The organism is Kitasatospora sp. NBC_01300 (assembly GCF_041435235.1).
Taxonomy (GTDB): domain Bacteria; phylum Actinomycetota; class Actinomycetes; order Streptomycetales; family Streptomycetaceae; genus Kitasatospora.
On the sequence record NZ_CP108409.1, the window covers coordinates 1,158,824 to 1,173,089 of the forward strand.

Sequence of the window (14,266 nt, forward strand, 5' to 3'; positions counted from 1 at the left end):
CTCTCGGGGTTCGGGCCTGGCGGTGGCGGTCTGCGCACGCGGCGGGTCTGCGGCTGGGGTGTGATCAGCCGATCTGGCCCCAGGGAGAGAAAGGACCGCCGGGGGTGGCCTGGCTGCTGCCGGCGATGTTGCCGTTGGCGGAGGTCACATAGATGGCGATGGTGTTGAACTGGCTGAACACCACGCTCGGGTCACTGGCCACACCCGTCGGGTCACCCGCATCAGCAACCGTGACCCACGATCCGAACGGACCGCCCGGAGTGCTCTGGTTGCTGCCCTGGATGGTCCCGGCGGTGGTACGGGCGTAGACCACCATCGTGCCGTTGGGCACCTGGAGCGCGGCCGGCTTGCCGACGAACCCACCACCCGACGAAAGCTGCTGCCAGGGAGAGAAGGGACCACCAGGCGTGCCCTGACTGGCACCGACGACGTTGCCGTTGGCAGACGTCACATAGACCGCGATGGTGCCGGACTGAGTGAACACCGCACTCGGGTCACTCGCCACACCCGTCGGGTCACCCGCATCAGCAACTGTGACCCACGACCCGAACGGACCGCCCGGAGTGCTCTGGTTGCTGCCCTGGATGGTCCCGGCGGTGGTACGGGCGTAGACCACCATCGTGCCGTTGGGCACCTGGAGCGCAGCGGGCTTGCCGACGAACCCACCACCCGACGAAAGCTGCTGCCAGGGAGAGAAGGGACCACCAGGCGTGCCCTGACTGGCACCGACGACGTTGCCGTTGGCAGACGTCACGTAAACCGCGATGGTGCCGGACTGAGTGAACACCACGCTCGGGTCACTCGCCACACCCGTCGGGTCACCCGCATCAGCAACTGTGACCCACGACCCGAACGGGCCACCCGGAGTGCTCTGGTTGGTGCCCTGAATGGTCCCGCCCGTAGTCCGGGCGTAGACCACCATGAGGCCGCTCGGTGTCTGGAGCGCGGCCGGCTTGCCGACGAACCCACCACCCGTCGAAAGCTGCGCCCACGGAACGAAGGGACCGCCGGGGGTGTTCTGGTTGGTGCCGTACACGTTGCCGTCCGCACCGACCCGGTACAGGGCGATGGTGCCGTTGCTGGTGAGCACCGTCGAGTCGGCGGAGCCCCGGGCGGTGGAGGCCTGCGGCGCGATGGTGAAGACGCCGCCCTGGTAGGTGTGCTCCTGGCCGTCGATCTCGTTGGCGATCATCGAGATGCTGAACGTGCCCGCCGCCAAGGGGGCGGTGTCGAAGGGGACTTGGTAGTTGGTGGCGCCGCCGCTGGTGGCGCGGAAGCGGTTGTAGTAGCCGTTCGGGCCGGTGACCACGTAGTCGAGCCAGTTGATGACGCCGCTCTGCGTCGGGTGTGCCGTGAGGTTCAGCGTGCCGGACACGGTCTGGCCCGAGTTGAAGCCCCACAGCAGGACGTTGAAGTCGGCGGGGATGGCGGGAGCGAGGTTCTTGGAGCGCAGCAGCTCGAAGGAGGAGGTGGGGTAGCCGTCGATGGAGGACCAGTGGGTGTTGGCCGAGTACTCCTTGGTCGGGACGCTGCTGTTGTCCTCGGCGATGTACGTGAAGTCGCCGGCGGCCTGGTTGGTCCAGCCTGCGAAGAGGTTGATGTGCTTGCCGGCGACGGCGAGGGCGTCACCGGGCTGGAGCTGGGACCAACTGCTGAGCTTGGTGCTGTACTTCGGGTCGTCGATACCGGGTGCGGGGTACGTGACCGGCGGGCTGCCGGGGAGTTGCCAGGCCATGTCGACGAGACCGCCGCAGTCGGTGCGGTACGGGCCGCCGACCGCGCTGTCGGAGAACGACTGCCCCTGGTTGTAGGTGACCCCGTGGGCGACCCAGTCCCGGGCACGCTGGACCATCTGGGCGCCGGTGAGCTTGTTCCCGACACCGGTGCCGAGGGTGCCGGTGGAGGTCGGCGTCTTGTTGCCGTCCGGGTAGTAGGTGCCGTCCGCCGAGGCGGGGGAGACGGTGAGAAGACCGGCGGCCACGGTGGTCGCGGCGAGCACGCAGACGCGGCGCAGGGCACGGGCAGGACGGGGCGTGCTGGGCATGGGGGTCCCCCTGGATGTGGGCGGGCGGGCGAGGGTCGGTACAGGTCGGCGAGGGTCAGTGCGGGTGGACGGCGGCGGCGTACCGGCCGGCCGTTGCCGCGGTGAGGGCCCGGGCCAGCAGGTTCTCGGCCAGGGCGTGCGCGGTGGCCGGGCCGTCCGCGCGGACGAAGAGCACCAGGGCGATGCGGCCCTGGTCCGGTACGGCGCGGACGTGTTCGAGTCCGTGTTCCGGGGTGGCGTGCGCCCACAGGACGTCTTCGACGATCCGCGCCGCGGCGGTCGTGGTGGGCGCACCGCTGGTGTCCACGACGGTGGCCCGGACGGGGAGCACGGCGATCAGTCCCAGCCGATGCCGCCGGCGGACGGGCCGGCCACGACCGGCGGCACGGTGGTGGTGCCGTCCCAGCCGATACCGTCCCCGGCCCCGCCCGCGACGACCGGCGGCGCGACGGTGGTGCCGTCCCAGCCGATGCCCGCCGGCGCCGTGGTCGCGGCGGTGGCGGAGGCCGCGGGCGCCAGGATCCCCGACAGGGCGACGGTGACGGCGGCGGTGGCGAGCAGGCGGGCGGTCTTGGACATGGCGGCACCCCAGGCGGCTTGTGTGGTGGGAGATCTGATCGAGGACCAGAGCTTCGGGGAGGCTGTTCGGCGGTTGCCCCGCCGTTCTCCCGGTGACCACCATCCTGCTGGCACCGCCCGCGCCCCGGAAGGTGAGAAGCCCGTCAGCAACCGGCCTGGCCGCTTCAGGACCCGATGCCCCGCCGCCCGCCGCCTTGTTCGTGAGATCCCCGCACCCACCACCGGCACAGCGGTTGATTTTTGGTCATTGACCAACTTTACTGGGGGCAGAAGTTGGTCAATGACCAAAATTGGAGGTGGTGAACGATGCCCGGAATCAAGGCGTTGGTCTCCGGCGCCGGCATCGCGGGCCCGGCACTCGCCTACTGGCTGGCGCGGTACGGGGCGCAGGTCACGGTGGTCGAGTCCGCGCCGGCGCGCCGCACCGGCGGGCAGCTGATCGACATCCGCGGCTGCGGGCGCGACGTGATCGCCCGGGCGGGCCTGGCCGAGGCGGTCCGTGCCGCCCGGACCGGCGCGGACGGGCTGTCGTTCGTGGATGCGCGAGGGCGGCGACAGGCGTCGATGCGGGCGGACGGCTTCGGCGGCGACGGACCGGTGACCGACACCGAGATCCTGCGGGGCGCGCTGGTGGAGATCCTCCACGACGCGACCGGCGGCTCGACCGAGTACGTCTTCGACGACCGCATCAGCGCACTCGACGACCGCAGTGACGGCGTGCACGTCACCTTCGAGAAAGCCGCACCGCGCCGCTTCGACGTCGTGGTCGGGGCCGACGGCCTGCATTCGGGCGTGCGCGCCCTGGCGTTCGGCCCGCAGGACACGGGCGGCGCGCGGCTGCGCCACCTCTGCCACTACCTGTCGTTCTGGACCGCACGGAACACGCTGGGGCTGTGCGACTGGACCGAGGTGTACTCCGAACCGGGCCGCACCATCGGCGCCCGCGCCGTGAACGACAACACCCAGCTGATGGCGTTCCTCTCCTTCCGGTCCGCCCCGTTCCGGTACGACCCCCGCGACAGCGCCGCGCTGAAGACCGTCGTACGCTCCCGCGCCGCCGGGATGCGCTGGCACACCGAAGAACTGATCGCCCAGCTGGAGGACACCCCGGACTTCTACTTCGACGCGTGCAGCCAGGTGGTGGTGCCGCACTGGTCGTCGCGCCGGATCGCCCTCGTGGGCGACGCCGCGTTCTGCGCCTCGCCGCTGTCCGGGCACGGTACGACCATCGCACTCGTCGGGGCCTACGTGCTCGCCGGCGAGTTGGCCCGGGCGCGGGGAGACGTCGCCGCCGGGCTGCGCGCGTACGAGGAGCGGCTGCGGCCGTGGATCAGCCGCGTCCAGCGGTTCGGGCAGGGCAACGGCAGGACGATGACGCCGCGGACCCCGGCCGGCATCGCGTTCCGGCGCGGCGTGGTGGCGCTCCAGGAGCGGCTGCCGCTCGGCGCTCTGCTGTTGCGCGACCAGATCCGCCTGTCGAACGGCTTCGCGCTGCCCGACTACACCCCCTACGAGGGGGCACGGCCGTGATCGCGGCTCACCCCGCACGGCCGGCAGGAACCGACCGGCACCGAGGAACACAGGAGCACGACATGACCACGGAGCGCAGCATGACCACGGAGCACGACCTGCCCACGAAGACGAAGACCTGGTTCATCACCGGCGCCTCCAAGGGCTTCGGCAGGCAGTGGGCCGAAGCCGCCCTGGAACGGGGCGACCGCGTCGCCGCGACGAGCCGCACCCCCGGCGCGTTCGACGACCTGGCCGCCGCCCACGGCGACGACCTGCTGCCGATCCAACTGGACGTCACCGACCGCGCGGCCGTCCACACCGCCGTACGCCAGGCGGCCGACCGCTTCGGCCGCCTCGACGTCGTCGTCAACAACGCCGGCTACGGCCTGTTCGGCATGGTCGAGGAGATCAGCGAGGAGCAGGCCCGGGCACAGATCGACGTGAACCTGCTCGCCCCGCTGTGGGTCACCCAGGCCGCGCTGCCGCACCTGCGGGCCCAGGGCGGCGGACACATCATCCAGGTCTCCTCGATCGCCGGCGTCTTCTCCCTGCCGGGCCTGGGCGTCTACCACGCCTCGAAGTTCGGCCTGGAGGGATTCACCGCCAGCCTCGCCAAGGAGGTCAAGGACTTCGGCATCAAGGTCACCCTGGTCGAACCCGCCGGATACTCCACCGACTGGGCCGGGCCCTCCGCCGACCGGGCCGAACCCCTGCCCGCCTACGACGGTTTCCGCGCCGCCATGCAACGCCCGGCCGGAGTGCGCGGCGAGCCGACCGCCACCCGCACGGCGATCCTCACCGTCGTCGACGCCGACGAGCCGCCCCTGCGGATCTTCTTCGGCAAGGGGCCCCTCGACGTGATCCGGGCCGAGTACGCCTCCCGCATCGAGGAGTGGGGGCGCTGGGACGCGGTGTCCCAGGCGGCGTTCGGCGCCTGAACAGGGCCCTGAACAGGCTGCTTGTACCGAACAGGCTCCTTGTACCATGACCGGGAAGTCGCCGGTGGGTGGCGCAGGACGGAACGGGACACGAGGATGCGCTGGACGCTGGACGACGTGATCGAGGCTGCGTTCACCACGCTCGAAGCCGACGGCCTCGACAAGCTGACGCTGCGCGGGGTCGCCCGGACCCTCGGTTCCCACCTCAACTCGGTGAGCTCGTACGTGAAGACGAAGCAGACACTCATCGAGACGATGGCCGACCACATCGTCGGCTCCGTCGACGTCACCCACCTGCCCGACGAACCGGTCGAGCGGGCCCGCACGGTCGCCACCCGCTACCGGGACGCCCTGCTCGCACACCGCGACGGCGGCCGCCTGGTCGCCGGCACGTTCAACGGCACGGGCAAGACCCTGCGCGTGGCCGACACCATCGCCGGCGCCCTGCTGGACGCCGGACACCCGGAGCCGGACGCCGCCCGCCTGTGCTGGTCGATCGTCTACTTCACCCTCGGCCTCACCCAGGAACAGCAGACCCCCTCCGACAGCCCCCGCGGCTCGTTCCACGACCTCGTCGCCACCGGCGGCTACCCCGCCCTCGCCCGGATCGGCGAGGACCTCATGGTCGCGGACTCCTTCGACAACCGCTTCCACTACGGACTGTCACGACTGCTGCCCCCGAGCGCCTGAACCCGCGACCGGGAGGCGAGCACGGGAGACGAGAACGGGCGGCGAGCACAGGAGACGAGCACGGCGAAGCAGCCGGACCCCGCCCGGGGCAGGACTGCTTGTGGAGTCGAAGCCGGGCTGGGATGATCCCGATGTGTCGCACGGCGGCACGGCACGTTCGACACCGCACCGGGGGGCTGCGCGCATGCTGGACATGCTGGGGTTGGACCGTGTCTCGGAGGCCGTCTACCGGGCCATGCTCGCCGATCCGCAGGGCGGCGTCAGGGAGTTGTGCGACCAGCTGGGCATGCCCGAGCCCGCCGTACGGGAGGCCCTCGACCGGCTCGCCGATCTGCAGCTGCTCCGGGCTTCCCGGGAGGCACCCGGGCTTCTGCTGCCGGTGAGCCCCGCGCTCGGGCTGGAGCTGATCCTGCGCCGCCAGGAGCAGGAACTGCTGCGCCGCCAGCAGGATCTGGAGATCGGCAAGGCCGCGGCCGCCCGGGCGATCGCCGAGTACGCCGACCTGCGGCCGAACACCCCGGTCGAGACCGCCGAGCGCCTGGTGGGCCTGGACGCGATCCAGGCCAAGCTGGAGATCCTCGCCCAGGAGGTCACCGGGGAGTGCCTGTCCGTGATGCCCGGCGGAGCGCAGTCCCAGGCCAGCCTGGACGCCTCCCGGCCGCTGGACGAGGCGGCCATGCGGCGCGGGGTGGCGCTGCTGACGCTCTACCAGGACAGCGTGCGACACGATCCGGCGACGCTCGCCTACGCCCGCTGGATGACCGAGGAGAGCGGCCTGGTCCGCACCTGCCCGACGCTGCCGCCCCGGATGCTCATCTTCGACCGCCAGGTCGCCGTGGTCCCGATCGACCCGGCCCACACCCGGCTCGGCGCCCTGTGCACGCGCGAGCCCGGGATCGTCGTCTCCCTGGTCGCCCTCTTCGAACGGACCTGGCAGGCCGCCGTCCCGCTCGGCGCCGACCGGCGCAAGGACACCGAGACCGGCCTCAGCGCCACCGAGCAGGAACTCCTGCGGCTGCTCGCGTCCGGCCTCACCGACGAGGCCGCCGGCCGGAACCTGGGCCTGTCGGCGCGCAGCGTCCGCCGCCAGATGGCCGGGTTGATGGAGCGCCTCGACGCGTCGAGCCGCTTCGAGGCCGGCCTCAAGGCGGCGCAGCGCGGCTGGCTCTGAGCGACCGCTCCCCCGACACCCGGCCGGCTGCGGTCACAGGCCGACCACGGTCGCAGGCCGGCTACCGCCGCCCGGCGAGCAGGTCCTCGATCACGGTGTCGAACCCCCGTGGGGGGCGGCCGAGAAGGTCGGCGACGTCGTTCGTCGCCCGGTCGTACCGGTTCTCGCCGTGCAGCCTGGCCATCGTGGCGATGTGGTCGAACACGTGGTCCGGCAGGCCCTGGTTCCTGAGGTCGTGCTCCAGCCACTCCTGGTAGGGCACGTCGACGTAGGTCACCTCGCGGCCCAGGGCGGCGGAGAACTCGGCCGCGATGGCCGTCATGTCGCGGGATCGGGCCCCGGTCAGTTCGTAGACGCGGCCGGTCCGGGGGGCGGGGTCGAGCAGGAGCACGGTGACGACCTCGGCCACGTCGGCGGCCGCGACCGGTGAGGTCCGGGCCGCGCCGAAGGGCAGGCGGATCGTGCCGTCCCGCCGGATCGAAGCGGCCGCCACCCCGGTGAAGAGCGGATTCTCCATGAACACGGTGGGCCGGACGTGGACGACCGGCGCCCCGGACCAGTCGAGGACGTGTTCGGCGAGGTAGTGCAGTCGCTGCTGCCGGGACTCGGTGTCGCTGGTGAGGTCCATCTGCGAGACGGTCATCTGCGAGATGCTGACCAGCAGTTCCAGGCTTGCGCTCTCCCGGGCGGCGGCCGCCACCGTCGCCGCGGCCTCCAGGTAGGCGGACGACACGCTCATCCCGAAGTAGGCCCGGCGGCAACCGGCCAGCGCCTCGACCACGTCCGCACCACGGGTGAGGTCGCCGACCACCACCTCCACGCCGCCCATCGCCCTCAGCTCCGAGGCCCGTTCGTCGTCGTGGTGCACGAGGGCCCTGACGGGCGCGTTCTGCGCCCGCAGCCCCTCCAGGACCCTTCGTCCGACTCCGCCGACCCCACCGCCGGCGCCGGTGACAAGGACAGGTTCCACGAGCACGACGATTGCCTCCCACCTACCTGACCGGGACTTCCGGTGCACTGCCAACGCTCCCGCGCCGGGAAGGTTCCGCGGGTCTTGACACCGGGGCGGGCTCATCGGCGTCCGTGAGGGCACGTCAGGCGCATCGGCGTCCCGTCCGGTCCGGATCGCAGGCCTGGCGGGCGGAGGCGGCGAGCCGGTCGGCGAGCGCGAGGACGAGGCCGCGGAGTTCGTCCGGCCGCTCGATGACGAACGGCCGGTCGAGCGAGGCGAGGACGGGGGGCAGCCAGTCGAGCCGCTCCGCCCGCAGTTCGACGTGCAGCCACCGCTCGGTGTGCGGATCCGTTCCTTCCTCGGGTACGGGCTCCTCGATGCTCGCGACGCTGGCGGGGAGCCGGGCGCGGATCTGCTCGACCGTCCCGTGGATCCGCAGGGTCACCTCGTACCGGTATGCGGCCTTGGCGAGCCCGGACAGGACGCGCTGGGCCGGGTCGAGCCCGGCAGGCGGCTCGAACGAGCCCGGCAGGGGCCGCGCGTCCGCGATGCGATCGAGCCGGAAGGTCCGGTCCTGGCCGGCCCCGGAATCGACCTCGGGCTCGATCCCGGGATCGGTGCCCGTGACGTACCACCGGCCCCCGTGGGTGACGATCCCGTACGGGTGCAGCGTGCGCTCGCTCCGCCGGCCGTCCCGGGCGGTGTACCTGATCGAGATCGGGCGGCAGTGACGCACCGCGTCGGCGACGGCGAGCAGGACACCCGTCTCCGGGGTGGCCGCCTCGCCGGGCTCGGCCGTGAAGGCGAGGGATTCCAGGACGGCGTCGAGCCGACGGGCGAGGCGCTCGGGCAGCGCCCGGCGGATCTTGGCCGCCGCCGTCTCGCCCGCCGTCCCGGTCGCGGTCCCGGTCGCCGTCAGCAGCCCCGCCCTGCGGCCCGCGACGAGGCCGAGCAGCACGGCGAGCGCCTCGTCGTCGTTGAGCATGAGCGGAGGCAGGCGGTACCCGGGGGCGAGCCGGTACCCGCCGTAGCGGCCGCGGACCGCCTCGACGGGGATGTCGAGGTCGACCAGGTGGTCCACGTACCGCCGCACGGTGCGCCCGTCGACGCCGAGCCGGTCGGCGAGTTCGGCCACCGTCCTGATGCCGCCCGACTGCAGGAGTTCCAGGAGGGTGAGCACACGGCTGGTCGGTCGGCCCATGTCCACGAGCCTAGCGCTGATACCGGACCGATTCTGTCCACTATCTCCTCTACCGTCCGGGGTGCAACGGCTTCACCGACCCGAGGAGAGAGCACCATGGACTTCGTTTCGATCCGGATCATCACGGACGACATCGCACGCCTCGTCGGCTTCTACGAGCGGGCCACGGGGGTACGGGCGCACTGGTCCACCGAGGACTTCGCCGAACTGCGGACCGCCGGCGGGACCCTCGCCATCGGCAGCACCCGGACCGTGGCGCTGTTCGCGCCCGGCTCCGCCCGTCCGGCCGACAACAACAGCGTGATCCTCGAATTCCTCGTCGCCGACGTGGACGCCGTGCACCGGAACCTGACCGGCTTCGTCACCGACTTCGTGACCGAGCCCACCACGATGCCCTGGGGCAACCGGTCGCTCCTGCTCCGTGACCCCGACGGCAACCTCATCAACTTCTTCACACCCGTCACACCGGCGGCCGTCGAGAAGTTCGCCCGCTGACGACGGCGCGGCCGCCCGGGCGGGGCCGGTCCCCGCGGCACACTCCGCACCGGCTCGCGGGCCCGGGCCGCCGCCGGGGGTGGTCGCGGGCGGAGAGCGGGTGCGGCAACCTGGTACCACCGCCCCGCCCGACCGCGACACCATGGGGCCCGCCCCACCGCCGATCCCCTGAGGAGCACGTCATGACCGACCGCACCCGCGAGCACCTGCTCGCGGCCATCGAGATCGCGGCCGACGCCCGGGCGCACGGCAACCACCCCTTCGGAGCGCTGCTGACCGACTCCGCCGGGAACGTCCTGCTCACGGCCGAGAACTCGGTGCTGACCGACCGCGACGTCACCGCCCACGCGGAGACCAACCTGGTGCGGGAGGCCTCGCGCACCCTGGCCCCGACGCAGCTCGTCGACGCCGTCCTGTACACGAGTACCGAACCGTGCGCGATGTGCGCCGGGGCCATCTACTGGAGCGGCATCCACAAGGTCGTCTACGCGCTCGCCGGGGCGGAGCTGAACGCCATCGCGGGGGTGGACCCGGAGGAGCCGGTGCTCGACCTGCCGTGCCGCCAGGTCTTCGCCGCCGGCGGCAGCACGGTGGAGGCGTCCGGCCCGCACCTCTTCGAGGAGGCCTCCGCGGTGCACACGGGGTACTGGGGGTAACGCTCTGGCCCACCCCCGCTGTCCGGCTCCTCCGTCCGGCGTTTCAGTCCGGCTCTTCAGTCCGGCGGCTCGGGCGGGCGGGGCAGGCCCGGTTCGGGCTCGGGCTCAGGCCCGGGCGGCGCGGGTGACGGCGTAGCCGGGCCCGGGAGCACCGGATCCGGCGGCGGCTCGGGCACGCCGGGCGGCAACGGAGGATCCGGCACCACCGGCGGACTGATGGATCCGACGGACTGGGACTGGGACTGGGACTGGGGCTGGAGCCGGGACTGGGGCTGAGGCTGGAGCTGCGTGGAACCGTGCGGCATGACTGCTGCTCCCTTTCGTCAGAAGATCCGACCGCCGTAGAACGGGTCGTAGTAGAGCCCGTAGCGGTCGCGGACGTCGGCCGACACGTCGGCCGCGCCGTCGTCGAGGCCGGGACCGTTCCTGATGTCGTCCTTGGACCGGTCGACGTACACCTTCTGCTCGCCGATCTCGATCCGGATCACGGTGCCGGCGGGCAGGAGCACCCGCCTGCCGAGGATCCACGGACCGGTGTCGACGACCAGGTGCTGGGCGCCGACCGCCTCGGACAGCTTGTCGATCTTGCCGATCGCTCCGTCGGTGGCCTCGACGTGGAAGCCGATGAGGTCGGTGCCCGCCGTGTGACCGGCGGTGTCCCGGAACTCCCAGATGTTGACGCGATCACTCACGACCGTCTCCTTCCGTCGTCGGGTCTGGCTGTCGGGTTTGGCTGTCAGATCCGGCTGTCAGGTCTGACTGCCGGATCGGGCTGTCGGATTCGGGCTGTCGGTACGCTTCGGCTGCCCCCGATCCTGAGCTTCATGCCACCGTGTCGTCGACCGTGGCCTCGACCGGTCCGCCGCCCTCCTCGACGTGGCGCTTGAAGTCGGTCAGGTCGTCGATCACCCGGCGGTCGACGAACCCGAGCGCCTCGGCGAGGTGCTCCCAGAGCCCGTGCGGTTCGACCTGAAGCTGGAACATCACCCGGGTGACGGCGTCGCCCACGGCGTGGAAGGTGACCACGCCCTGGTGCCGCACCGGGCCGGGGCCGCTGTCCCACGCCACGCGGTCGTTCTCCACCAGCTCCGTGGTCACGGCCGTGAACTCGCGCGGGCCGGCGGCGGTCCGGACCACCCAGCTGGTGTCCTGGCCCGACCGGTCGACCCTGACCACACCCCGCATGAACTGCGGGAACTCCTCACACCTGACCCAGCTCTCGTAGACCGTGCCGAGCGGCGCCGCCACCTCGACGGACTCCTCGATCCGGTGCATCGCTCCTCCTGACATGTCGGTGCCCGCCCGGGCCGGCGGGCCTTCAGGCCCCGGCTGCCCCGTTCCCGGGCCGATATGCACCCGAGCTGAACCCTCGACGCGGCCCCTCGGCTCGCCCCCCTCACCCGTCTCCCCCGTCTCGCTCCCCCTCGCCCCCCTCGTCCCCCTCACCCGAACGGCCTAAAGCCGTGGCCGGGCCCACACCTCACCTCCGGCAGGTGTGAATCCCGCCGAACGGGAAAACGGGGTCCGGGAAGCGGGCCCGGGGAAGGTCCGCCCACAGCGCCGCGCTGCGGCCGTCGCGGGAGGAGAGCGAGCGTGTGGTGGAGCCTGTTCCGTCTGCTCCTGGCAGGTGCGGGGGTGGCCCTGACCACCTACGTCCTGGACCGGACCGCCGAACGGCTGGTCCGCAGATTCGCCCCGCACCGGCCGGGCAGCGTCATGCCGGGGATGCTGCGCAGCTGCCGGCGCCCCCTGATCACCGTGCTCGCCACCTCGCTGTCCCTCGCCGTCCAGCCGTGGGTCGGCGGTTCGCCGGAGACCCGGGAGCAGCTGCACCACCTCCTGATCCTGCTGGCGATCGCCTCCGGCGGATGGCTCGGCGCCCGGGTGGTCGGGCTCGTCGTCGAAGGCGCCGTCCGCCTCGCCGTCCACCGCCGCGACCCGTCCTCGGCCGGTCGTGCCCGTACCCAGGCGGGTCTGCTCGGCCGGATCTGCCAGGCGATCATCGCGATCGCCGCCCTGGGCGCGATGCTGATGACCTTCCCGTCCGTGCGCGGCATCGGGACCAGTCTGCTCGCCTCGGCGGGCCTGGTCGGCGTGGTCGCGGGCATCGCCGCGCAGAGCGTGCTGGCCAACCTCTTCGCCGGGGTGCAGCTGGCCTTCGGCGACCTGGTCCGGATCGGCGACGTGGTCGTGGTGTCCGGCGAGTGGGGCACCGTGGAGGAGATCACCCTCACCGCGGTGGTGATCGCGACCTGGGACCAGCGCCGCCTGGTGATGCCGATGTCCTACTTCGCCGGCCGCCCGTTCGAGAACTGGTCGCGCCGCTCCAGCCGGATCACCGGCACCGCCTTCCTCCACCTCGACCACCGGGCCCCGGTCCCCCTGCTGCGCAAGGAGTTCGACGCGTTCCTCGCCGACAGCCCCCTCTGGGACGGCGAGGGCAGCGCCCTCCAGGTCGTCGACACCACGCCCACCACCATCGTGGTCCGGCTCCTGGCGACCGCCGCCAACGCCGACGACGCGTTCTCCCTCCGCTGCCAGCTCCGCGAGCACCTGGTGACGCACATCTGCGAACACCACCCCGAGGCGCTTCCCCGGGTGTCCGTCACCCCGGCGCCCCGGACCGAGCCGGACACCCCGCGCGCCCCCTTCCCCCCGCCCGCTCAGTAGTCACTCAGTAGCCGCTCAGTAGCCGCTCAGCAGGGCACGCACCCGTCGCAGCTCCTCCGGACCGACCGTGCTGTGCCAGCGGCCCGGGTCCGCCGGACGCCGCCCCCACAACAGCAGGACGCGCACCGCGGCGTCGCTCTCGATGGTGGCCGGGCCCTCGGGCGGGGCCAGGGCGATGGACGCGCCGTCGGCGTCCGCGGTCACCAGGACGTCGTCGGTCCCGGGGACGCGCAGGCGGGCCTCGACGCTTCCCCCGGGCCCGAGGTCGAGTCCGGCCACGCCCCGGGCCAGCAGTGGCCGGCCGACCAGCCGCACGCTGTGCGACGTCATCCACGGCTCGGCGAGCGCCTCCCGGGCCGTACGGTCGTCGCCGGTGAGGTCCCACCGGTGGAGGATCAGTTCCTCGCGCAGGTGCTCGGCGAAGAACGGCACCGTCACGGTCCGGCCGGTCCACCGCACCTCGGTGTCCGGGGGCAGGTCGCTCTCCGCGGCCGCGGCGACCTCGGCCAGTTCGGCGCAGCGGGCGGCGAAGGCCTCCCACAGCTGTGCGTCGGACATCCGCCGGTACGGCTCCTCCCGGTCGAAGCCGCGGGTCTCCACGGGCTCACCCGCGTGGAAGGCGCGCAGGACGCGGGCGAGTTCCTCGGCGTTGCCGGTCTGGTGGGCGAGGACGTCCCGCACCGTCCACGCCTCGCACCACGTCCCGTCGTCGGGCCTGCGTTCCTGGACCGCCCGCACGAACGGGACGAGTTCCGGCAGGACGTCACTGACCGCAGCGGGAATCATGCGCCATGGGTATCCCGGCAGCTGCGCCGGGCAAACCTGCCGCCGGACAGTTCGGCTGCCGGATGGTCACCTGGCGACCCAGCCCGTGTCCGTCGGCCTGCGTGGTGACCGGACGACAAATGTTGATTCTTAAACTATAGTGGCGATGCCGCACCACCCCGCCACCGGCTCTCCCGGGCCGTCCCACACCTTGCGGAGGAACCATGGACCAGCTCGTCACCGACAACACCGAGAAGTCGCGCTTCGAGATCCAGGACGGCGGAGAGCTCGCCGGCTTCGCCGAGTACCACCGCTCGGACGACGAGATCGCCTTCATCCACACCGAGATCGACCCCCGCTTCGAAGGCCGCGGCCTGGCCGGCCGACTGGCACGCGCGGCACTGGACACGGCCCGCGAGCAGGGACTCGCCGTCCTCCCCTACTGCCCCTTCATCCGCGGCTGGATCACCAAGCACCCCGAGTACACCGACCTGGTCCCCGCCTCCCACCGCGCCCGCTTCGGCCTCTGAGCCGGCCGCCACACGCCGCCGCCGGCCGGCGCCACGGCGACAAGCGTGAGGCCCCCGGCCCCG

At 72.3% G+C, this 14,266-nt stretch carries 16 protein-coding genes; 8 read left to right on the forward strand and 8 right to left on the reverse strand.

The annotated features are described in order from the left end of the window. Positions 1 to 64 precede the first annotated feature (64 nt). Genes OG556_RS38375 through OG556_RS38385 form a run of 3 tightly spaced genes read right to left on the reverse strand, consistent with a single transcriptional unit; the run spans position 65 to position 2,623 of the window. The gene (locus tag OG556_RS38375; protein WP_331744893.1) at positions 65 to 2,044 is read right to left on the reverse strand and encodes a hypothetical protein; all 1,980 of its coding nucleotides are present in this window, start codon (positions 2,042 to 2,044) and stop codon (positions 65 to 67) included. A 55-nt stretch (positions 2,045 to 2,099) separates the two neighbouring features. Further along, positions 2,100 to 2,375 carry a hypothetical protein gene (locus tag OG556_RS38380; protein WP_331744894.1) on the reverse strand — a complete coding sequence of 92 codons (276 nt, stop codon included), beginning with the start codon at positions 2,373 to 2,375 and terminating at the stop codon, positions 2,100 to 2,102. 5 nt (positions 2,376 to 2,380) lie between these two features. After that, entirely contained in the window at positions 2,381 to 2,623 is a 243-nt protein-coding gene (locus OG556_RS38385) for a hypothetical protein (RefSeq protein ID WP_331744896.1), read from the reverse strand. 306 nt (positions 2,624 to 2,929) lie between these two features. Here OG556_RS38385 and OG556_RS38390 point away from each other — a divergent pair, with 306 nt between their 5' ends. The 4 genes from OG556_RS38390 to OG556_RS38405 all read left to right on the forward strand — a co-directional run bounded on the left by OG556_RS38390 (position 2,930) and on the right by OG556_RS38405 (position 6,934). Next, a complete protein-coding gene (locus OG556_RS38390) occupies positions 2,930 to 4,153 on the forward strand; it encodes an FAD-dependent monooxygenase (RefSeq protein WP_331744897.1) in 1,224 nt (407 codons plus the stop codon). A gap of 62 nt (positions 4,154 to 4,215) precedes the next feature. Beyond that, entirely contained in the window at positions 4,216 to 5,073 is an 858-nt protein-coding gene (locus OG556_RS38395) for an SDR family oxidoreductase (RefSeq protein WP_331744900.1), read from the forward strand. A gap of 96 nt (positions 5,074 to 5,169) precedes the next feature. Further along, positions 5,170 to 5,763: a TetR/AcrR family transcriptional regulator C-terminal domain-containing protein gene (locus OG556_RS38400; protein WP_331744902.1), complete on the forward strand. Its 594-nt coding sequence runs from the start codon at positions 5,170 to 5,172 to the stop codon at positions 5,761 to 5,763. Between the two features lie 184 nt (positions 5,764 to 5,947). After that, positions 5,948 to 6,934 (forward strand): LuxR C-terminal-related transcriptional regulator, encoded by a 987-nt coding sequence (locus OG556_RS38405; RefSeq protein ID WP_331744905.1) that lies wholly within the window; start codon positions 5,948 to 5,950, stop codon positions 6,932 to 6,934. A 61-nt stretch (positions 6,935 to 6,995) separates the two neighbouring features. Here OG556_RS38405 and OG556_RS38410 read toward each other — a convergent pair whose 3' ends face one another. Together OG556_RS38410 and OG556_RS38415 are read right to left on the reverse strand one after the other, a co-directional pair. Beyond that, positions 6,996 to 7,910, reverse strand: a complete 915-nt coding sequence (locus tag OG556_RS38410; RefSeq protein ID WP_331744907.1) for an NAD(P)H-binding protein — start codon at positions 7,908 to 7,910, stop codon at positions 6,996 to 6,998. Between the two features lie 118 nt (positions 7,911 to 8,028). Continuing rightward, positions 8,029 to 9,087, reverse strand: a complete 1,059-nt coding sequence (locus tag OG556_RS38415) for a YafY family protein (RefSeq protein WP_331744908.1) — start codon at positions 9,085 to 9,087, stop codon at positions 8,029 to 8,031. Positions 9,088 to 9,183: 96 nt separating this feature from the next. On the opposite strand from OG556_RS38415, the gene OG556_RS38420 reads away from it, so the two are divergent. Further along, positions 9,184 to 9,582, forward strand: a complete 399-nt coding sequence (locus OG556_RS38420; protein ID WP_331744910.1) for a VOC family protein — start codon at positions 9,184 to 9,186, stop codon at positions 9,580 to 9,582. A gap of 182 nt (positions 9,583 to 9,764) precedes the next feature. Beyond that, entirely contained in the window at positions 9,765 to 10,238 is a 474-nt protein-coding gene (locus OG556_RS38425) for a nucleoside deaminase (RefSeq protein WP_331744912.1), read from the forward strand. A 323-nt stretch (positions 10,239 to 10,561) separates the two neighbouring features. Here the strand turns inward: OG556_RS38425 and OG556_RS38430 are convergent, their stop codons facing one another. Together OG556_RS38430 and OG556_RS38435 are read right to left on the reverse strand one after the other, a co-directional pair. Continuing rightward, the gene (locus tag OG556_RS38430) at positions 10,562 to 10,930 is read right to left on the reverse strand and encodes a hypothetical protein (protein ID WP_063352503.1); all 369 of its coding nucleotides are present in this window, start codon (positions 10,928 to 10,930) and stop codon (positions 10,562 to 10,564) included. A gap of 130 nt (positions 10,931 to 11,060) precedes the next feature. Further along, positions 11,061 to 11,513, reverse strand: a complete 453-nt coding sequence (locus tag OG556_RS38435) for an SRPBCC family protein (RefSeq protein ID WP_331744916.1) — start codon at positions 11,511 to 11,513, stop codon at positions 11,061 to 11,063. 318 nt (positions 11,514 to 11,831) lie between these two features. Between OG556_RS38435 and OG556_RS38440 the strand changes: the two genes are divergently transcribed. Continuing rightward, on the forward strand, positions 11,832 to 12,908 hold the full coding sequence (locus tag OG556_RS38440; protein ID WP_371523129.1) for a mechanosensitive ion channel family protein: 1,077 nt from the start codon (positions 11,832 to 11,834) through the stop codon (positions 12,906 to 12,908). A gap of 15 nt (positions 12,909 to 12,923) precedes the next feature. On the opposite strand, the gene OG556_RS38445 is transcribed toward OG556_RS38440, so the two are convergent. Continuing rightward, positions 12,924 to 13,694, reverse strand: coding sequence for a maleylpyruvate isomerase N-terminal domain-containing protein (locus OG556_RS38445; RefSeq protein WP_331744920.1), 771 nt, complete (start codon positions 13,692 to 13,694; stop codon positions 12,924 to 12,926). A 203-nt stretch (positions 13,695 to 13,897) separates the two neighbouring features. On the opposite strand from OG556_RS38445, the gene OG556_RS38450 reads away from it, so the two are divergent. Further along, the gene (locus tag OG556_RS38450; protein WP_331744922.1) at positions 13,898 to 14,203 is read left to right on the forward strand and encodes a GNAT family N-acetyltransferase; all 306 of its coding nucleotides are present in this window, start codon (positions 13,898 to 13,900) and stop codon (positions 14,201 to 14,203) included. Positions 14,204 to 14,266 lie beyond the last annotated feature (63 nt).